Origin of the sequence: Nitratidesulfovibrio sp., from assembly GCF_040373385.1 — a bacterium.
Classification (GTDB): Bacteria; Desulfobacterota; Desulfovibrionia; order Desulfovibrionales; family Desulfovibrionaceae; genus Cupidesulfovibrio.
The window spans coordinates 140504-160573 of sequence record NZ_JBDXXH010000007.1; the positions used below are offsets into that span (position 1 = coordinate 140504).

The 20070-nt window shown below is 68.0% G+C and carries 14 protein-coding genes; 6 read left to right on the plus strand and 8 right to left on the minus strand.

The window, feature by feature from the left end; genetic code table 11:
• Positions 1–29: 29 nt before the first annotated feature.
• A complete protein-coding gene (locus ABWO17_RS12875; RefSeq protein WP_353119154.1) occupies positions 30–3656 on the minus strand; it encodes a PAS domain S-box protein in 3627 nt (1208 codons plus the stop codon).
• A gap of 96 nt (positions 3657–3752) precedes the next feature.
• Positions 3753–4652, minus strand: coding sequence for an ectoine/hydroxyectoine ABC transporter substrate-binding protein EhuB (ehuB, locus tag ABWO17_RS12880; RefSeq protein WP_353119156.1), 900 nt, complete (start codon positions 4650–4652; stop codon positions 3753–3755).
• A 289-nt stretch (positions 4653–4941) separates the two neighbouring features.
• Here ehuB and ABWO17_RS12885 point away from each other — a divergent pair, with 289 nt between their 5' ends.
• Complete coding sequence (locus tag ABWO17_RS12885) at positions 4942–5709, plus strand: tetratricopeptide repeat protein (protein WP_353119159.1); 768 nt, start codon at positions 4942–4944, stop codon at positions 5707–5709.
• A gap of 104 nt (positions 5710–5813) precedes the next feature.
• Here ABWO17_RS12885 and ABWO17_RS12890 read toward each other — a convergent pair whose 3' ends face one another.
• The 6 genes from ABWO17_RS12890 to ABWO17_RS12915 form a co-directional block, all read right to left on the minus strand.
• Positions 5814–6713 carry an NYN domain-containing protein gene (locus ABWO17_RS12890; RefSeq protein WP_353119161.1) on the minus strand — a complete coding sequence of 300 codons (900 nt, stop codon included), beginning with the start codon at positions 6711–6713 and terminating at the stop codon, positions 5814–5816.
• Between the two features lie 179 nt (positions 6714–6892).
• Positions 6893–8203 (minus strand): NAD(P)/FAD-dependent oxidoreductase, encoded by a 1311-nt coding sequence (locus ABWO17_RS12895; RefSeq protein ID WP_353119163.1) that lies wholly within the window; start codon positions 8201–8203, stop codon positions 6893–6895.
• Between the two features lie 256 nt (positions 8204–8459).
• Positions 8460–11222: a glycosyltransferase gene (locus tag ABWO17_RS12900; RefSeq protein ID WP_353119165.1), complete on the minus strand. Its 2763-nt coding sequence runs from the start codon at positions 11220–11222 to the stop codon at positions 8460–8462.
• Between the two features lie 252 nt (positions 11223–11474).
• On the minus strand, positions 11475–12509 hold the full coding sequence (locus tag ABWO17_RS12905; RefSeq protein ID WP_353119167.1) for a glycosyltransferase: 1035 nt from the start codon (positions 12507–12509) through the stop codon (positions 11475–11477).
• A gap of 69 nt (positions 12510–12578) precedes the next feature.
• The gene (locus ABWO17_RS12910; protein ID WP_353119169.1) at positions 12579–13514 is read right to left on the minus strand and encodes a PP-loop family protein; all 936 of its coding nucleotides are present in this window, start codon (positions 13512–13514) and stop codon (positions 12579–12581) included.
• 208 nt (positions 13515–13722) lie between these two features.
• Positions 13723–13974 (minus strand): ubiquitin family protein, encoded by a 252-nt coding sequence (locus tag ABWO17_RS12915; RefSeq protein ID WP_190243949.1) that lies wholly within the window; start codon positions 13972–13974, stop codon positions 13723–13725.
• A gap of 427 nt (positions 13975–14401) precedes the next feature.
• Here ABWO17_RS12915 and ABWO17_RS12920 point away from each other — a divergent pair, with 427 nt between their 5' ends.
• The 5 genes from ABWO17_RS12920 (at position 14402) to trpS (ending at position 19663) form a co-directional block, all read left to right on the plus strand.
• Positions 14402–14770, plus strand: coding sequence for a response regulator (locus ABWO17_RS12920; RefSeq protein WP_190243950.1), 369 nt, complete (start codon positions 14402–14404; stop codon positions 14768–14770).
• 404 nt (positions 14771–15174) lie between these two features.
• Positions 15175–17100 (plus strand): sensor histidine kinase, encoded by a 1926-nt coding sequence (locus ABWO17_RS12925; RefSeq protein WP_353119171.1) that lies wholly within the window; start codon positions 15175–15177, stop codon positions 17098–17100.
• Positions 17097–17564, plus strand: a complete 468-nt coding sequence (locus ABWO17_RS12930) for a response regulator (protein ID WP_353119172.1) — start codon at positions 17097–17099, stop codon at positions 17562–17564. Before ABWO17_RS12925 ends, ABWO17_RS12930 begins: the two co-directional genes overlap by 4 nt.
• Before the next feature lie 226 nt (positions 17565–17790).
• Positions 17791–18465 (plus strand): site-2 protease family protein, encoded by a 675-nt coding sequence (locus ABWO17_RS12935; RefSeq protein WP_353119174.1) that lies wholly within the window; start codon positions 17791–17793, stop codon positions 18463–18465.
• Between the two features lie 208 nt (positions 18466–18673).
• Positions 18674–19663: a tryptophan--tRNA ligase gene (gene trpS / locus ABWO17_RS12940; protein WP_353119176.1), complete on the plus strand. Its 990-nt coding sequence runs from the start codon at positions 18674–18676 to the stop codon at positions 19661–19663.
• Positions 19664–20070: the final 407 nt, after the last annotated feature.

The window sequence follows — 20070 nt, forward strand, 5'->3', positions numbered from 1 at the left end:
CGCCCGCCGTGCGGGCAGGTGCTGCGGTGCTACTTCGACAAGCCGTGCCGGGCCTGCATGGCGCGCAGGATGGCCAGGCGCAATCCGTCCATCTCCACGGGCTTGGCCACGTAATCGTCCATGCCTGCCTCCAGGAAGGTTTCGCGGTCGCCCACCATGGCGTGGGCGGTCATGGCCACCACGGGGATGGATGCGCGGGCGGCGAAGGCCGGGTCGGTGCGGATGGCGCGGGTGGCCGTCAGTCCGTCCATGACCGGCATCTGCACGTCCATGACCACGCAGTCGAAGGTGTCGTGGCGCAGGGCGTCCAGGGCCTGCTGGCCGTCGGGGGCCAGGGTCACGGTCATGCCCGATTTTTCCAGCATGCGCCGCACGGCAAGCTGGTTCACGGCGTCGTCCTCCACCAGCAGCACATGCAGCCCAGCCTGGTATTCCGGCAAGGCGCCGTCGCCCCGCTCGGCGAAATTCGCGTCCCGTGCATCGGGGGGCGTCGCAGGGGCGGTCTCTTCCTGTTGCGATGCTGTCGCGGCCGCGCTTCGGCCCCTGGAGCGCCGTGCAGCGCTCTTCGGCAGGGTGGAAACGTCGGCGTGGCGGGCAGGCATGCCCATTTCGTCGTCGTTGCCGCCCGATCCGCCCGATCCCCCCGATCCGCCCGATCTCTCCGACCCGCCCGATCCCCCCGATCCGCCCGATCTCCCCGACCCGGCTGACTCCCCGGATATGGCCGCGTGGGCTGCCACGCCAGCCCCGGCAGGGCCGTTTGCCCCAAGCTGCCCGACGGCGTGTGGCCAACCCGCAGGTGTTCCATCCGCGTTGGCGGCATCCCACAAAGCTCCGAAGGGCAGCGAGATGAGCACCGTGGTCCCCGTCCCCGGGGTACTTTCCAGCGAAAGTTCACCGCCCATCAGGGCCACCAGCCGTCGCACGATGGACAGGCCCAGCCCCGCCCCGCCGTGTCGGCGCACGTGCGAGCCATCCAGTTGGCTGAAGGGTTCGAAAATGCGCTCCAGATGCGATTCCGGAATGCCGATGCCGGTATCGCGCACTTCCAGCAGCAGATGCAGCCTGGCTGGCGGTGCATCCCCTGCCCCGGTGGCGGGCGGGGTTTGGGGCAGGGGCAGGCCCAGCGGGGTCAGTTCCACGGTCACCGACCCCGTGTCGGTGAATTTTATGGCGTTGCCCACCAGGTTGAAGGCGATCTGGCGCAGCCGGGCCTCGTCGCCCACCAGCCGTGCGGGCAGGCGCGGGTCCAGCCGGATGTGCAGTTCCAGCTCCTTTTCGCGCGCGGGCAGCAGGAAGATGTCGCGGATGGACGCCGCCACCCCCTCCAGCGCGAAGGGTGCGGCGCGCAGGGCCAGCCTGCCTGCCTCCACCCGCGAAAGGTCCAGCACGTCGGACAGAAGCTGGGTGAGCCGCCGGGACGAGGTGATGGCGCTGGTCAGGTAATCCTGCTGTTCGTCGTCCAGGGCGGTGGTTTGCAGCAGTTGCAGCATGCCCAGCGCGCCGTTGAGCGGGGTGCGGATTTCGTGGCTCATGTTGGCCAGGAACTCGGACTTGGCCAGGTTGGCGGCCTCTGCCGCGCCTTTCTCGCGCAGCAGGGCGGCCTCTGCCTCCTTGCGGTCGGTGATGTCCACGGCCATGCGGATCACCGCGCGGCGGCCGTCGGGCAGCGAACCCAGCGGGGCGGAACTGAAGTCCCACACCCTGGCGGAGCCGTCGGCGCAGATGACCGGGTGTTCGCCGTCGGCCCGGCGTGCGCCGAGCGCGTACAGCGTGTCGGTATCGCTGGCGGGGTGGCCCGTGCCGCCTTCTCCGCTGCCAATGGTACGGTCTTCCGGCCCCTCTCCGGTTGCCGCGCCGGGTACCACGCCCGGCCCGGCGCCCACCCCGTCACCCGGCCCGGCGCCCACCCCGTCACCCGGCCTGTCGCCCGCCCCGTCACCAGGACGGGCCCCGGAGAACGCGCCGGGCACGTGCACCGGTTCACCGTGCATGGCCAGTTCTTCCCAGCGGGCCAGGGTGGGCACATCGCCGGGGGAGTATCCGGAAAGTTCGCACCAACTGCGGTTCAGGGCCAGCACGGTGCCGTCCTCGTCGTGGATCATCACGGGTACGGGCGCCTCCTCGATGGCCGCACGGAACTGTCGTTCGCTGGCCAGCAACTGGCGGCGTGCCGCGTACTGGGCGCTGACGTCGGTGAACACCAGCACCGCCCCGGTGATTTCACCCGCCGCGTCGTGGATGGGGGCGGCGCTGTCCGCGATCTGGTATTCCGCACCGTCGCGGGCCAGCAGCAGGGTGTCGTTGGTCAATTCCACCACCTTGCCCGTGCTGACGGCCTGTGCCACCGGGTCGGGCACGGGTTCGTGCGTGCGCCCCGCGACGATGACGAATACCTCGCCGATGTGCCGCCCCCTGGCCGAACCGAAGGGCCAGCCGGTCAGCCGTTCGGCCACCGGGTTCATCAGGGTGATGCGCCCGGAACGGTCGGTGGCCATCACCGCGTCGCCGATGGAGCGCAGGGTGACGGCCAGGTTTTCGCGGCTGGCGCGCAGGGCTTCCTCCGCCTGGCGGCGGGCGGTGATGTCGGAGTGGGTGCCCACGAAGCGCAACGGCGTGCCGTCTTCCGAAAGGGACATCACCTTGCCCCGGGCCAGTACCCAGATGTACGCACCGTCCTTGCGCCGCATGCGGTATTCGGACTGGTAGGTGTTCGTGGCACCGGAAAGGTGCAGGTCCATGTCGGCCTGCACCCGCTGTCTGTCGTCGGGGTGAATGCGGCCTTCCCATTCGCGTGGCGAAGTGCCGATCTCCTGTTCCTCGTAGCCCAGCAGTCCCTTCCAGCGGGGGGACAGGAACAGTTCGCCTGTGCGGATGTTCCAGTCCCATACGCCGTCGCCGGGACCTTCCAGGGCGAACTGCCAGCGTTCTTCGCTGTCCACCAGGGCCATTTCGGCGGCGCGGCGGCGGTCGGCGGCAATCTTGAACAGCAGGGTGAGCCCGCACAGAAAGACCATCCACAGCACGAATACCACGCGCGTCAGGCGGCTCTGGCGTTCGGCGTCCTCCACGAAGCGGGAGAACACGCTGCGTTCCAGCGCATCGCCCAGCCGGTCCAGTTCGGTGAAGGCGCGCCGCTGCTCCAGCACCAGCAGGGGGTGTTCCCCGCGTGGGGCAGAGAGCCGGGCATTGGTGGAGCGGTTCAGGGCGCTGATGCCGTCGGCGTAGATGCGTAACTGGGCCACCAGCATTTCCGGTGCGTCCTCATGGAAGGACTCTATGCCCCCGGTGCCCCCGATGCCCCTGATGCCCCGGATGCCCCTGATGCCTGAAGGGCCGGGAACGACATCGCCGCCAGGGTCCAGCAGTTCGTCCACGGCGTCGTACAGCCTGCCTGCCCCCTGTTCGAAGTAGGCGCCGTGGATGCCGGGGGGAATGTCGGGGTCGCCCGCCAACTGGCGCTCTGCGGCCAACTGGCCCTTCAGCAGGTCCGCCCTGGCGATGCGCAGCGCCTTCACCACGGGCAGGAAACCGCGCAGGCTGGCGTGCCAGCTGTGGTTCACCCACAACAGCAGGATGCCGGAACACACCAGCGCCAGAATGCCCCCGGCGATGGCGATGTTGCGGCTCTGCGAGATGGCGGGGCGTCTGGTCATGCTGCGGATCCTGTGGCTATGGCGGATGTGGTGGCGGTGGGGTAGCGGTGAGCGGGATTCAGCGTGTCGGGGGAGATGGTGGTGGCCTGTGCCGGATCACTGCCCGTGCCCGTTCTGTCCATTTTGTCCACGTGGGCTGTCGGGGGCGGCCCAGGGGGGCAGGCTGGTGGCGTCGAAACCGAAGGGCCGCACCAGCGCAAGGTGTTCCGGCGTGCCGATGAAGGCGCGCAACTGTTCGTTCACCCTGTCCGCAAGGGGGGCGTCTTCCTTGCGGAAGGCAAAGGCGCACAGGCCGACCACCGACTTGCCCTCTATGACAGGCTGGGTGAACGGCTGCGCGGCCTCCAGTTCGTCGGGGTGCTGGCGGGCCAGCAGGACCACCGTGGGCCCGGAAAGGGCCAGGCCATCCACGCGGCCCTTGCGCACGGCGGTCATGCCCGCGTGCACGTCGGGCACCAGGAACAGCCGTTCGGCGGGCATGTCCAGCAACAGCAACTGGCGGTGCTCCACCGCGCCATCCAGCACGGCCAGGGTAACCTCGCTACGTTCGGCAAGGGATGCGTAGTCGTGCAGGTCGCGCGGGTTGCCGCGACGTACCAGCAAACCTTGCCCCACGGCACTGGTAGGCAGTGAAAAGGTGACGCGCGCGGCTCGTTCGGGCGTGATGAACATGCCCGCCGCGATCATGTCGATCTGCCCGGACAGCAGGTCGGGAATCAGGGCGTTGAAGTCGCCGAGCACCCAGCGCACCCGGGTGATGCCCGCACGGGACAGTGCGGCGCGGGCCACTTCCGGGGCTTCGCCGGTCACGGTGCCTTCGGGCGTGCGGTCTGCGTACGGGGGTTCCAGGGCGTACCCCACCCGGATGGTGCCTCCGCGCCATGTCGCATCGTTCGGATCGGGCAGTTCCAGCAGCACGTAGATCAAGGTCGTCACCGCGCAGGCCAGGGCGATGAAGCCGAGCAACGAGGGGGCGGGGCGGGAAAGTGTGGGCATGGGGATACGTGTCCTGTGGCACGGCGCGCAGGCGCCGACCGGAGCCGGTATTGCCGTCGCTGTGCCATACGCCAGCGTAGCGGAACATTATTCTTTGCCGCAGAATGGCGTGGCGTCAATTGGGGGGTGCCGCACCTTTGCCGGTGCTTTCCCATGGGGCAGGTAGGGTTAGCCCGCCATGTGAAGCCCGCGAACCCGCAATGGTGTGCAACGGCCTTGACACGGCGGGTAAGGCAATGAAGTATGTGACAATCCACTGCCCGGGGGAGGGCAGGACACCGGTCGCGCCATGGCGCGCAGCAGGGGAGAACCCGTGCACGACGAACAGTATCCGATCATACTTGGCGTCTATTCATTGCAGCAGGACGCCGTGGTAGGCATAGGCGGCACCGCGTCGCAGCAGCGTCAGGTTACCTATTGGTATGCGCGCAAGCTGGATGCGGCCACCTGCGAAGTACAGCCGCTCAACGTGCATCATGTGCCGTCCGGCATTCGCAAGCCAATGGAAGAGCTTGAATTTCTTCGCAATTATATGCCTGAGCCGATGTACTACAAGAATCATACGGTGCCCGCGCTGGCGTCCTTGCACCGCAAACTGGTAGAGGGCGAGGCCTGCCTTGCGGAACTGCGGCTGGACGAAGCGGAAAAGGCGTTCATCAAGGCCCTGATGATCGACGACCTGAACGTGCCCGCCAACTTCGGCCTGGGCGAGGTGTACGCGGAAAAGAAGGACGCGGCCCGGCTGCGCAAGGTGCTGCACGTGCTCATGGGCAGCGACGAGGCGTTCCTGATGGAACATCGGCTGCGCTTCAACAAGTTCGGCATCAGCCTGCGCAAGAACGGGCACCTCGACGATTCGCTGCGCTTCTACCACAAGGCGCTGGAATGCCGCGAGGACGAGCACCTGCACTTCAACATCGCGCGGGTGCACTTCGACAAGGGCGACACTGGCGCCTGCGTGGAGCACCTGACCAGGGCCCTGGCCATGCGGCCCGACTTTACCGAGGCACAACGCTTTCTGACCTTTTGCGGCGGTGCGGCCTGTTCCGGCCTGTAGCCGGGCGGGGGCGCGACGCCGCGCAATTTTTTGCAGGGAACGACGAAGGCCGCCACGGTATGTGGCGGCCTTCGTGCGTTGCGGGGGGGGCATCGTCCCGACGGTCATTTGTCGGGCTTGTTCCGGACGTATTGGGTGATGCCGCCGCGCGGGGTGGCCCGCTCCGCCAGTTCGAAAAAGTCGGAAAAGGCCCGGACGAGGTTTCCGAACTTGGCGTGCCCGTACATGCGCGAATCGAACTGCGGCTGCATTTGCAGGATGTTGCTGGCCACGCTGCTCAGCATCGCCCATCCATTGTCGTCGGATGTGGCTTCAACGGCCAGTTCGATGAGCCCGACGGGTACGGGTTTCTGCTTCTGCTTGATCGTGCCCGGCGGCGGGGCCTTGGGGGAACCTGCCGTGGACTTTTGCTGCGGTTTGGGCGGCGGTGATGGCACCGACGTGGCCGCAGGTTTGGGGGGCGCTTTGACGGCGGAGGCGGCTGCGGCGGTGGGCACGGTGGGGCGCAATGCCTCGGGCCGGAGCAGTTCGGTATAGATGAACCGGGTACATGCCTTGACGAAGGCCTCGGGGGTCTTCTGTTCGCCGAAGCCGTAGACCACCAGTCCTTCCTCGCGCAGGCGGGCCGCCAACCGGGTGAAGTCGCTGTCGCTGGATACCAGGCAGAAGCCGTCGAAGCGTCCGGTGTGCATCAGGTCCATGGCGTCGATGATCAGGGCGCAGTCGGTGGAATTCTTGCCGTTGGTGTACTGGAACTGCTGGATGGGCAGCAGGGAATGGGCGTGCAGCAAGTCTTTCCAACCGGAAAGCTCCGGCCTTGTCCAGTCGCCGTATATCCGGCGCACGCAGGCCACGCCGAATCGGGAGATTTCAGCCAGCAGGGCCGGGGTGATGGCAGGCTGGGCGTTGTCCGCGTCGATGAGGACCGCCAGTTTCCGCTGGGCATCGTCGCCGGGTGACGGGGCCGCGCAGGCGGCCCGTTCCTGGGGGGTGGACGGGGGCATGGGTCACCTCGTGCTGTGGGGGGGGGTGTATGTGCCCGTCTATCACGAGGCGGGAAGGAGGAACAGGGTGCGGTTGCGCGCGGCGGGCGTACTCCGCAAGGCCGGTGAGCAAGGGCGGGCTTGAGTGATGCCGGATGGAGGCGGCGGTGGGCCGCCAGTTCAGTCCGGTCGTGTTCCTTTCAGTCCGGATCGTCCCACGGGCATTCGCCGGGCCGTGTTCCACCCGGCGGCAGGTGGGCTCGCATGAACAAGGTGTCGATGGCACGCTTGAGCAGAAAGGCTCCCCGCCCGCCTAAGCACAGCGCGGTGCCCCACAGCGGGCGGTGCAGTACCCCCGTGCCCGCGCCGGTATCCAGTACCAGCAGGTGGCCGGGTCGGGGAATGTAGGGCGTCAGGGAAGGCTGGCCGGATGGCCGGGCCGCGTTCATGGCCCCGCGCGCATGTTCGTCCAGCCGGGTTGTCAGATTGGCGGCCAGCACCGGCCCTTGGCGTACGGCGTGCACCCCCACGCGCGGCAACGGCGCCGGAGTGAAGTGGATGCAGTCGCCCCCGCCGAACAGGTCCGGATGGGCGATGGACTGAAGGTGCGCGTTCACGGCAAGGCCGCCGTCCGCCCCTCCGCCCGGTTCTCCAACCTGTCCCGCAGACAGGCCCGATGCGGCGAACAGCGGCGTCGGGACCACGCCGGTGGCCACCAGTGCCACACGCGCGGGCAGGGTGCGGCCATCGTCCAGCCGCACGCCGTGCGCATGGGCGCGTACGGCCCGCGCGCCCTCGATGATGCGCACCCCGCGCGCGGCGGCGACCGCGCGGCACAGGGTGCGTGCCCGCTTCGGCAGGCCCGGCAGCATCCCGCGCCCGGCAACCAGGGTCACCGAGTCCCCGGAAGGTACGGTGGGCGTCGTGTCGCCGCGCGCGCGGGCAAGACAGACCGCCGCGTTGCAGGCCGCCTCCAGCGCGGCAGGCCCGCCGCCCGCCACCACGACATGTACCGGGCCGCGTGCGGCCAGACGCAGCATGGCCTGCCGGGCGCGGTACAGGTTCTCGATGGGCTTTACCGGGAACACGGGCAGCGTCGGCAATGGCGGGGGCGGGGCGTCGCCGTGGCCGCCATCGGCGTCATCGATGTCCGGAATGTGGTGGCCGCCGGGCAGGGGATGGGCCACCAGCGACCCCACGTTGCACGAACACACGTCGTATTCCAGCCGCAGGCCGGAGGCGAAGTGCACGGCGCGCTCCGGCGCGTCAATGCGCACCGCCGTGTCGGTGACGAAGGTGCCGCCCGCCGCCTGCACCATGCGCCGTACCGGCAGGGCCATGGCCCGGGGCGGGTAGGTGCCGGCCAGCACGCCGGGACCCATGCCGGAATAGCAGTGACAGGGGCCGGGTCCGGCAACGGTCACCGCATGTCCCCGCGCGATGAGCGCCGGAATGGCGCGGATGGCGTCGAGGTGGGCGTGTCCCGCGCCGAGCAGCAACAGGCGGGCCATGGGGTCTCCTTGGATGGCGTGGGAAGTGCTGCCCACCGTAGCAGCGGATGCGTGGAGCGGCAACGAGATGCGTTAAACGGCAATGTCGCCAAGCACGTGCCGTCATTCGCCCGGCGTTTTCGCGTTGGCCCAGCCGCGTGACCGTCGCGCGACCGCCCCGCACTCCATGGGGAATGCGGGGCGGCGTGCGGGAGGGGACGGGCGGGAGGCTATCGGACAAGCACGGCCCCAGAGGCTGGTGGTGATTGCGGGCGGCCTATGCGGCGTTGCGGTCCCGGTACATGGCCCACTGCTGCAGAAAGGCGGCCTCGAAGGACCGGCTTTCCGCGTAGACGCGGGCGGCGGTGCGCATGGCGTCCAGCCGGGCCGGGTCGGCGGCCATGTCCAGCATGGCCTGGGCCATGGCCTGGGCGTCGCCTTCCGGCACGATGGCCCCGGTGCGGCCGGGCAGCAGGTTTTCCTGCGGTCCACCCTTGTCGGTGACCACCACCGGCAGGCCGGAGGCCTGGGCCTCCAGCACCACGTTGCCGAAGGTGTCGGTGCCGGAGGGAAACACGAAGATGTCCGACGAGGCGTAGGCGTTGGCAAGGTCGTCGCCGGTGAGGTAGCCGGTGAAGGTCACCGGCAGGCCGCGCAGGGTTTCTTCCAGTTCCGCGCGGGCCGGTCCATCGCCCACCAGCACCAGTCGCAGATGCGGGGCGCGGGTGGCCACCAGGCGGTAGGCGTCGGCCAGCACGTGCAGGTTCTTTTCACGCGAGAGGCGCCCCACGTACAGGAAGCGCACCGGCTGGGCGGTGTCCCGGGGGGCCGTCAGGCCCGGACCTGCCGCCCGCGCCTCTTCGCTGTTCAGGAAGGTGCGCGGCAGGGTCACGGTGGTGCCGTCGTAGCGGCTGAAGAACCCGTTGCGGCGGGTCGGGGTGAAGGTTTCGGTATCGATGCCGCGCGGGTAGAAGGCAATGCGCTCGCGCGCGATGCCCCGTTCCGCCAGTTCGTCGCCGGTGGCGTGCGAGGGCACGTACACCCGGTCCATCTGGTTGTAGTACCAGATCATGTACCGCCACATGGCTTCTTCCAGCCCGGCGTCCTCGGTCAGCATCATCACGTACTGCGGGAAGGCGGTGTGGTAGGTGGCGTGGATGGGCAGGCGCAGGATGCGCGCCGCCGCCAGCGCCACCAGCCCCACCGGGCCGGGCGTGGCCGAGTGCAGGTGGGTGAAGCCCTGGCGGTAGCAGTGGTCCAGCATCTTCAGCACCGGCGGGTAGTACAGGGCAAGGCCGGGGTACTCCGGCATGGCGAACGAGCCGATGGGCGAAAAGGTGAACACGTCGGAGCGGTCGGCCAGTTCCGGGTCGGCCACGCCGTCCGGCGCGCAGGTGATGACCTGCAACCGCTTGTCGTTGCGGCGGGCGATGTCCAGTTGCATCTGAAGGGTGCGGGCCACGCCGTTGACGTCGTAGAAGGTATCGGTGAAGTGGCCCACGTTAAGGCGGCCGGAGGCGTGCCATTCGTCCGGGTCCGCCACATGGGGGGGATGGGACCGGGTGCCGCACGCGCCGGAAGAGGCGCCGGCCTGCCCCGGCGTGCCCAGCGCCGCCTCTGCCTCGTGCGGCAGGAAGTGGTCGCGGCAGGCGCGGGCAAAGGCGCGGTCCTTGGTGAACAGGGTGTACCCCACGAAGTACGGGGCCAGGATGGCGTAGAGCGACCCGGCGGACCCCACCACGTTGAACACGCTGAACAGGTCCGCGCCCATGGCGTTGTCCAGCAGGGTGTCGGCGAAGGTGCGCAGCACCTTTTCCGAGGCCTGGTCGGCAAAGCGCATCCAGGCCTGTTCGGTGCGTTCGCCGGTGATGTCGGCGGCGGGGCTGTCCAGCAGGGCGCGCAGTTCCGGGTCGCGACGGATGATTTCGGCCGCCTCGGTTTGCAGGTGGTCCTGCACGGTGCGCGGGGTGGAGGAGGAAAAGGACAGCCGGGGGCGGCGATAGCCGATGAGTCCGTGCAGTTTCGTCAGCAGGCCGCCTTCCGGTTCCGGGGCGCCGGTCAGCACCCTGTCGGCGAAGCGCAGCACCGTGTCGCGGTTGACGTGACGGGCCAGGCCGAAGCGCTGTTTGTAGAACTGGTAGGCGATGGAATACAGGTTGTGCGCCATGGTCACCGGGGTGGCAGCGGTGCCGTGCGGTGTGCCGCGCCCTTCCATCACTCCGCGCAGGGCGTCGCGCACGCGGCCATGCCCCACGCCGGAAACCCCTTCGATGCTGGTGTGGCTGCGGGCGATGTTCAGCGAGGAATGGTCGTCCGATCCGGCCATGAGGTGCTTTACCCATGCCCGTTCCATGCGCGGGGCCATGTCCTGCCGGTCAGCCATGGCGTCCATGTCCGACGGGGTCAGCCCCTGCACGATGGCCCGCAGGATGCCGTTCTGGAAGTCGTCGCGCGAGCCGTTCAGCTCGAACACCCGAAACAGCAGCAGCAGCCGTTCCATGTGGTCCAGCGTCAGGCGCTCGTTCAGCGAGTACATGGCGTGGGCGCAGGCATGGGGAATGCCCGACACGGTCAGGTAGTCCACGAGGTCGTAGATGTTCTCGCGCAGGCGGGTGATGTCGGCGTGGTGGGCTTCGGTCAGGTCCCAGGCCAGCACGTGGATCTTGCAGTGGTCTTCGGGGAAATATGCGGTGATTTCCTCGCTGACGAAGGTATGGTCGAGGTGGGCGATTTCAAGGCTGCCCGCCAGGGTGTTGTGGTCGGTGATGGTGACCAGGTCCATGCCCCGGCGGCGGGCGATGTCATACAACGCCTTGGGGTCGGTGTAGCTTTCCGCGCAGCCCAGCTTTTGCAGTATCCACTGCGAGGGGCGGGTGGAGTGGCGCGAGTGCACGTGCAGGTCCACGGCAAGGGTGGTGCCACGTGCGCCCGCGCGTTGCGTGGACGGGTCCGTGGTGGCGGATTCCTGCGCCTGGCCGGCGTGCGAACCGGATGAGGTTGTGGCGGTGCGGGACGCGGAACGGGGAGCGCCAGTGGCCATGATATGCGACCTCCTGCGGGTTCCGGGGCCGCGCAGGCGGTGCGAGCGCTTGGGCGCGGCGGCGGGTTGGGCGATTCTGGAGTTTTTCTACAAATCGCCTGTAGCTGTTGCAGGAGAGTGGCGTCTTGGCGGTGGCGCGTGTGTGTCGATGCGGTGAATCTTGCGGACGGTTGGGTGACGTTGCGGCGGCGGGGGGCGGTGGCGGCAGAAAGGGGGAGGTCGGGTGGGAACCGGCGCTGCGCCGGGCGTGCCCTACGCAGCCAGAATGTAGTCCCGGCCCTGTACGTAGCCCGCGCCGTCGAGGAAGGCGGCCAGCTCTTCCGCAGCGCCGTGTCCGGCAAGGTACGCCACCAGAAACCCTTCGCCCGGCGCGGGCATGGCCTCGCGCCCCAGCACGGGCAGGCCGTCCACCCGGTTGCCGATCTTGCGCGGGTCGATGTCGATCCACGCGCGCACCGTGATGCCCTGTTCCATCAACTGGCGCGCCCGGCGGCGGCTGGTGCGGCCCGCGCCCACAACCCACACCTCGGGGTGGCGCGGGTTGTGCCGGGCCAGCCAGCGGGACAGATACAGCCCCTTCAGGCTGTAGAACCCGTCTTCCGCGTAGTTGGGGTGGGTGCGCGAAAGGCGGTCCGGCGGGTCGTTCCAGGTCAGCAGGGTGTGCGGCAGCTTGGCCATGGCCACGCCCGCGTCCATCCAGCGCAGCCACAGTTCGTAGTCTTCCGGAAAGGGGCCGTCGCTGTACGTGCCGTGCAGGCCGGGCAGGTGCGCACGGAACATCACGGAAGGGTGCGCGAAGGGCGATTCGCGAAAACGCGCCAGCGCGATCTCCGTGGGGTCCAGCAGGGTGTTCACCCAGTCCACGTGACGGGCGTAGCCGCCGCAGCGCTCGCGGTCGCCGCCGAAGTCCACCCGGCAGCCCACCAGCCCGATGTGCGGGTGCGCGTCCAGATAGGCGCTTTGCAGGGCCAGGCGTTGCGGGTGGCAGGTGTCGTCGGCGTCCATGCGGGCGACGTAGCGGCCACGGGCAAGGGCAAGGCCGTGGTTCAGCGCGGCCACGATGCCGCCGTGGGCGATGCGCGCCGGGCGGATGCGGGCGTCCTGCGCGGCGAACGCGGCGAGCAGGGCGGGGGTGGCGTCGGTGGAGCCGTCGTCCACGGCCACCACCTCGAAGTCCGCGCCGGTTTGCGCCAGCAGGCTGTGCAGCGTGGCGGGCAGGGTGGCGGCGGCGTTCCAGACGGGCAGCACGACGCTGACGGCGGGGCAGGGCTGGGGCGTGATGGGCATGACGTGGATTGCGAGCCGAGAGTTGATCCGGGCGGGGAAGAACTGTGCCTTCCCCGCCCCGTTGCGTGTCTATTCCGCCTGTTCCGCCTGCTCTGTATGTTCCGCCTTGTCGCGCAGGGCATCGCGGATCCGGCACACCCCGCACACCTCGTTGGAGGTGGGGTAGTTGCAGCGGGTGCAGCCGCTCAGGTCCACGCCGTCCTCGTTGTCGGCACGGGCGAACACCGGGCGGCCCCGTTCCAGGAAGCCCTGGTAGAAGTCCAGCTTGCGACCGGGCATTTCTTCCTCAAGGTCGGTCAGCAGCTTCTTGTAGAAGGTGAAGCTGGCCCCGCCGGAATACGGGCAGGGCGCGTAGTGGTGTTCTATGCCCATGAGGAAGGCGTAGTTGGCGGTCTCGAATTCCGAAAGCCGCCACAGGGGCTTCACCTTGCGGGCAAAGCCGCCTTCTGCGGCAAGGTCGGGGCCCTGGTCGCTCAGGTAGGCCACGTCCCAGCGCAGGGTGTTGCTGAACAGCCGGGCGATTTCGTCGTCCAGGTTGTGGCCGGTGGCCAGCACGGTGAAGTTTTCGTCCAGTGCGGTCTTGTTGAAGAAGTAGCGCTTGATCTTGCCGCAGGCCGAACACACCGGCCTGTTCAGCCGGGCCTTTACGTCGGGAATGGCCAGTCCCTCGGCCCCCATTTCCTTCACGATCAGGTTCAGGTCGTGCTTTTGGCAGAAGCGTTCCACTACCCCGCGCGCGGCGGGCGAGGAGCCGGGAATGGCCAGGTCGATGTGCAGGCCGGTCACGTCGTAGCCCAGCCGCGAAAGTTCCAGCATCAGGCTCAGCGAATCCTTGCCGCCGGAAAGGGCGACCAGGATGCGGTCGTCATGGGTGAACAGCTTGCGTTCCTTGATGCCGCGCTCCACCTGCCGGGTGAAGAACAGCAGGAAGCATTCGGCGCAGAATCCGGTATGGTGGCTGGGCAGGGCGACGACGGCCGTCTCCTTGCAGCGTTTGCATTTCATGGTGTGCGATCCTTTGGGGTTGCGGTGCGTGCGGTGCCCATTCTGAAGGGCGCCGGCCACAAGCCTGGGGAGTGGGAAGCATCGCAAACGGCGGGATTTTGCCCTCTGGCAAGGAAGACGAAGTTTTTGCGGAGGGAGCGTACTCTTTTGTACGTGACCGGAGCAAAAGCGAGTCTGACGAAGCCAGAGGGCAAAAGCGTGCCGTTTGCTACCCGCTGGAAGTGACTATGCGGATCAACAGCTCGTCATCCGGCAGCACTTCGCGGTCGGGGGTCAGCAGGCCGCCGTCGCGCACCACGATGGCCGTGGTGGGGCGGATGCCCAGCTTGCGCAGCACCTGCAGCACGGTCTTCTCGCGCGGCATGGTCAGCAGCTGTTCCTTGGGTTGCAGGCGCACCGTGATGGTGCGCGGGGCGAACGTGCGGCGTTCGCCGGGGGTGGTTTCCGGGGTATGTTCCATGGTCCCGTCGTTGGGTAAAGGTTCGTGGGAGGGGCGCGACCGCAACGTTTTCCACGGCGGCGCCCGGGCCGCGTACCGGAAGCGCACCATACCCGTTTGCCCCCCGATGGCAAGGTGCGGTGCCCCGGAGACCGATGGCGGGGGGGGGGCGGTGACGGGGGGCGCCCGGTGGAAACGAGGTCAGGCGGGGCGGCGCCCTGTGCATCCCTTCGAGTGAAGATGCCGCGCCACCGGGGCGGGTTGCTTGTCTTCACCGCGTGCCTGTACTATTCTTGGCAAAGGTCCGGGGACAGCCTGCCGCCCGCGTGTGCGTGCGGGCATGCTCCCGGCGCTCTCCGTACCCATGTGCGCATGACCCGATACGGCGCGGTACCCGCAGCCCCTGCCCCTTCCTTTCTCCAGCTTCCCGAGCCTTCGGAGGTGAACCATGTCGGCCAAGAAGATCCTTGTCGTGGACGATGAAAAGCACATCCGCATGCTGTACCAGGAAGAACTGGAGGGCGAAGGCTACACCGTGGCCGTGTCCGACGGGCGAGAGCCCATCCTCGACGTGGTGGCCCGCGAAAAGCCCCTGGTGGTGGTGCTGGACATCAAGCTGGGGCCGGACCTTTCGGGGCTGGACCTGTTGCAGGAAATCCGCCGGGGCGAACCCACCCTGCCGGTCATCCTGTCCACCGCCTACGACTCCTTCCAGCACGACCTGAAATCGGTGGTGGCGGACTACTACGTGGTCAAGTCCGTGGATCTTACGGAACTGAAGGCCAAGGTGGCGCTGGCCATCGAAAAGCGCTCCTAGCGCCTTTCCCTCCCGTCCTTTCCTCCGCAAACAGAAGCCGGTGGCGGCGTACCCGCCACCGCTTTCTTCGCGCAGATGGCATGCCCCTTGCTTTTACCCTGTGGGGCGGGCTTGGCTTGCGCGATGTTGCGCGATAGCCGTGCCGTGCGGCCGTCACGCGGATTGCGTGCCGCGTGCGCCTGCCCGCCGCCCGGTGCGGCCCGCCCCGTTTTCACGCCCTGCGCGCCAGTCTGCCCTGCGCGCCAGTCTGCCCTGCGCGCCAGTCTGTCTGACGAGCGGGGTGCATCGTGCGCCTCGTCTGCGCGATTGCGTGTAGCGTTGCCGTGGCTGCCGTGGCTGCCCGGCCCGGCGGCATCACGCCTGCGCCGTGTCCGCACCGTCCCGTGCCAACCGCAGAGGTGCCCATGCCAGACTCCCTGTTCCCCGTCGGCCGTCGCGTCGCGTTGAACCGGCTCATCTACATGGGCATCCTGGTGGCGTCGGTGCTGCCGCTGGTGCTGATCCTGGGGGTCATGAACCTGCATCTGGGTGTTTCGTTTCGCGAGATGGTCTTCGGTCAGGCGCGCGAGATCGCCGACCGGCACAGCCAGAAGATCGACGACTTCTTGCACGAACGCCTTGCCAGCGTGCAGATGCTGGTGGAGGCGCAGGGCGCGGGCCTGCTGGACCCGGCAAACCTGAACCGCAAGCTGGAGGCCATGCGCAGCGCCTATGGCGGGGTGTACGTGGACCTCGGCATGGTGGACGATGCGGGCATCCAGCGGGTGTACGCCGGTCCCCACCGCCTGGAAGGCACCGACTACTCGCACGAAAACTGGTTCCTGCAGGCAGGCGCGCGTGACGTGTTCATCAGCGACGTGTTCATGGGCGTGCGCAAGTCGCCCCATTTCATCGTGGCCGTAAAGCTGATGGTGGACGGCAGGGCGTGGATACTGCGTTCCACCATCGATTTCGCCAGCTTCGTCTCGCTGGTGGAGGACGTGCGCGTGGGGTCCACGGGGCAGGCCTGCATCATCAACCGGGGCGGTGCGTTCCAGACTTCCGGGGGGCGCCATTCGGCGGGCGACGGCGCGCAACTGGCGGCATTCGCCCGCCGGGTGTTCGGCGGGGGCATTGCGGGCATGGACCAGGACCGCGCCTTCGAGGAAGGCGACATGCTGTATGCCATGTCGCGCCTGAAGGGCGGCGACTGGGTGCTGGTGTTCCAGCAGTCCTCGCGCGAGGCGTTGCAGGGCCTGCATGCCGCCCAGCGCACCCTGTTCCTGGTGCTGGGGCTGGCCTCCATCGCGGTGCTGGTGCTGGGCATGTTCCTGGCCCAGCGCATCATAGAGCGCATCGACGGGCTGGAGCGCGAAATGGCTGCCCTCAACGCCCAGGTGGTGGAGGCGGGCAAGTTGTCGGCCCTGGGCGAGATGGCGGCGGGCATCGCCCACGAGATCAACAACCCCGTGGCCATCATGATGGAGGAAGCGGGCTGGATAGAGGACGTGCTGGGCGAATTGCAGGAACAGGACGCCGTGCGCGAGATAGGCGACAGTGCCCGCCAGATCCGTACCCAGGGGGTGCGCTGCCGCGACATCACCCACAAGCTGCTCAGCTTCGCCCGCCGCTCCGACCGCGAGGTGCACGCCGTGGACATCAATGCCATGGTCACCGAGATGGTGGAACTTTCCGGCCAGAAGGCCCGCACCGTCAGCGTGCACGTGGTGGTGGCCCTGGCCGAGGAACTGCCGCCGGTGGCCGCATCGCCCTCCGAGTTGCAGCAGGTGTTCCTGAACCTGTTCAACAACGCCTTCGATGCCATGGAAGGTTCCGGCGGCACCCTGAAGGTGGCCACCCTGATGACCGATGGCGGCATGGTGGCGGTGAACGTGGCCGATACCGGTCCCGGCATGCCGGAAGCCATCCTGCAACGCATCTACGACCCGTTCTTCACCACCAAGCCGGTGGGCAAGGGCACCGGGCTCGGGCTGTCCATCTGCTACGGCATCGTCAACAAGATGGGCGGCGAGATAAAGGTGAGCAGCATCGTGGGGGTGGGCACCACCTTCCAGGTGCTGCTGCCGCCGTTCGACCCGGCCGTGCATGCGGCCCATGCCGTTCAGGGCGCTGGTCTGCTGGCGGGCGGTGAACGCGCGGCCTTCTGTCCTGCCCCGCACGCCATGGCCCAGGCAGGGCCGGGAGCGGCACCCGTGCCGGAGCCCCACGCAACGCCGGATATCGGTGATGCGGCGCCGCGCGATCAGGACAGCACACCCGGCATGCAGGCGGGCGACAGCGGTTCCAGTGCCAAGGCCCCCGGCGACGGGGACAGAGAGGATACGGCATGAGCGACGCGCACTCGACATCTCCTCCGCCCGGCCTCCCTTCCGGTCCGCCGCGCGACGGCGGTGCGGGCCATGGGCCGGACGACGCCCCCGCGCCTGTCCGGCTGCTGCTGGTGGACGACGAGGCGGGCTTCATCCGGGTGATGCAGAAGCGTCTGACCCGGCGCGGCTACGCGGTGGATACGGCGGGCAGCGGCACCGAGGCCCTGCGCGCCCTGCGCGGCGCCACCTATGACGCGGCCGTGTGCGACCTGAAGATGGACGACATGGACGGCTTCGAGCTGTTGCGCGTGGTGCGGCGCATGGCCCCGGAAATGGCGGTGATCATGCTGACCGGCCATGGCGGGGCGGAAGAAGCCCGCGAGGGCATGCGTCTTGGCGCGGCAGGGTACCTGCTGAAGCCGTGCGAGATGGAGGAACTGGTCTGCGCCATAGAGCGGGCCCTGGGGCGCCCGGACGCGGGGTAGCGCGCCGGAGTTGTCCATGGCGGGCACCGGGCAGGCCGGGGCGTGCGCCCCCCCTATCGTGCTGTCGCCCCTGTCGTGCTGTCGCCCCTGTCGTGCTGTCGCCCCTGGCCCGCCTGTCGCCCCTTACTCCGTGCGCAGTCCCCCCCTGCCTGTACCGCTCGCCGCAAGGCTCGCGTCGCCGCGCGCCCCTTGCCCTGCCCCCGCCTTCGTGGTAGCCGCTGGGGTCATGTTCGAAACCGATATTGCCGCCAAGGTCAAGCTGTTGGCCGCCGCCTTCGTGCCCATGCTGCTCGGCATGGTCTGCCACGAAGTGGCGCACGGCTGGGCCGCGTGGAAGCGCGGCGACCCCACCGCCAAGATGCTGGGCAGGTTGACCCTGAACCCCCTGCCGCATCTGGACGTGATGGGCTCGCTGCTGTTCGTCTTCACCGCCCTTACCAGTCCCTTCATTCTCGGCTGGGCCAAGCCCGTGCCCGTGAACCCCCGGTACTTCAAGTCCATCCGGCGCGACATGGCGCTGGTTTCCGTGGCCGGTCCGCTGACCAACATGCTGGTGGCCCTGGGGTTCGCCCTGTGCCTGCGCCTGCTTACGCTGGTCCTGCCCGTGGAGCTGTGGGGCGGCAACGGAGTATACGACTTTTTCCTGTACATGTTCTTCATCGGCATCAAGGTGAACTTCATGCTGGCATGGTTCAACCTGATTCCCATTCCGCCGCTGGACGGCGGCAGCATTCTTGCGGGCATCCTGCCGCGCTCCATAAGCTGGCACTACCAGAAGATGGAACGGTACGGGCTGCTTCTGCTGGTGGTGTTGCTGGCGACCGGGGTGCTGTTTCCCGTGTTGTCCCCGCTGGTGCAACATTCACAGGCGTTCGTGCTGTGGCTGGTGGGATTGGACTAGCGTTTCACGCCGCCCCGCGCCGCCGTGCCTGAAGCCGCAGGCCAGCTGTCCCAAACGGCGCGCGTGGCTGCATCGTCCGTATCCGCCCGCCGTCCCGCCGTGGCCCACGCATGGCCGGGCGGCGTTGTGCCGAGGGTACGCGGGCCCTTCCCGCTGCCCGTGCGCTGCATATTTCGACATCCCATCCCCATCGGAGGAACGACAGATCATGACCACCCCCGACAAGCGCACCGTTTCCGGCATGCGGCCCACCGGGCCGTTGCACCTTGGCCACTACTTCGGCGTGCTGAAGAACTGGGTCGAGATGCAGCATGAAATGGAGGCGTTCTTCTTCGTGGCCGACTGGCACGCCCTGACCAGCGACTACGCCGACCCCGCGCGTATCCGCGAGTTTGTGCCCGAACTGGTCACCGACTGGGTGGCCGCCGGCCTGGACCCGGAAAAGTGCGTGATGTTCCAGCAGTCGCACATCAAGGAACACGCGGAATTGCACCTTATCCTGTCCATGATCACTCCGGTGAGCTGGCTGGAACGCAACCCCACCTACAAGGAACAGAAGCAGGAAGTGGTCAACAAGGACCTCGGCAACTACGGGTTCCTGGGCTACCCTGTGCTGATGGCCTCCGACATCCTGATCTACCACCCCAAATGGGTGCCCGTGGGCCAGGACCAGTTGCCCCACCTGGAGCTGACCCGCGAAATCGCGCGGCGCTTCAACTTCCTGTACGGTGAGTACTTCCCCGAGCCGGAAGCGCGCCTGACCCCGGCGGCCAAGTGTCCCGGCCTTGATGGCCGCAAGATGTCCAAAAGCTACGGCAACGCCATCTACCTGCGCGACACCATGGACGAAATCACCCCCAAGGTGCGCGGCATGTTCACCGACACCAACCGCCTGCGCAAGAGCGACCCCGGCAACCCCGACGTGTGCAACCTGTTCCCCTATCACGAACTGATGGCCACCCCGGAACAGCAGGCCGAAATTCGCCAGGGCTGCACCTCTGCCTCGCTGGGTTGCGTGGACTGCAAGAAGATATTCCTCGAAAACCTCGGTGCCTTCCTGGGCCCGTTGCACGAGCGCCGCGCCGCGCTGCTGGCCAACCCCAAGGGCATTCAGGACATTCTGGAGGCCGGGGACACCCGCGCCCGCGCCGAGGCGTCGAGAATCATGGCGGGCGTGCGAGACCGCCTCAACTTCTAGTTGCCGCTGCGGCCGGGCGCTTTTGCCCGATCGCTGCGTCAAACGGCATGGCCGCTCCGGTCGAGTACGGTAAGAGCGCGCTGCGGTCCGCATCCGTAGGACTCGTGCGGAGCACTCATCCAACGGCTGAGGCACACTCCCGTCACGGCCATGCCGTTTTCCTTGCCCTCGGGGCAAAATCGCCTCGGCGGCAACGGCAACTCGGATACCCTGTTGTCGCAATGTTGGGCGCAGGCAAGCGCCTTGCCCCGAACGATGCGTCCGCCTTTCGCATGGCGCGCGTCGCCCTCGGGCAGGCTGTGCGGAGAGTGCCTACATCGCATCGGGTGGGCGGGTGATAGACTCATTTGATGGTCAGGGTAGATATCTACTCTTTCGAATTCTCAGGACGACCGCGCCGGACATCC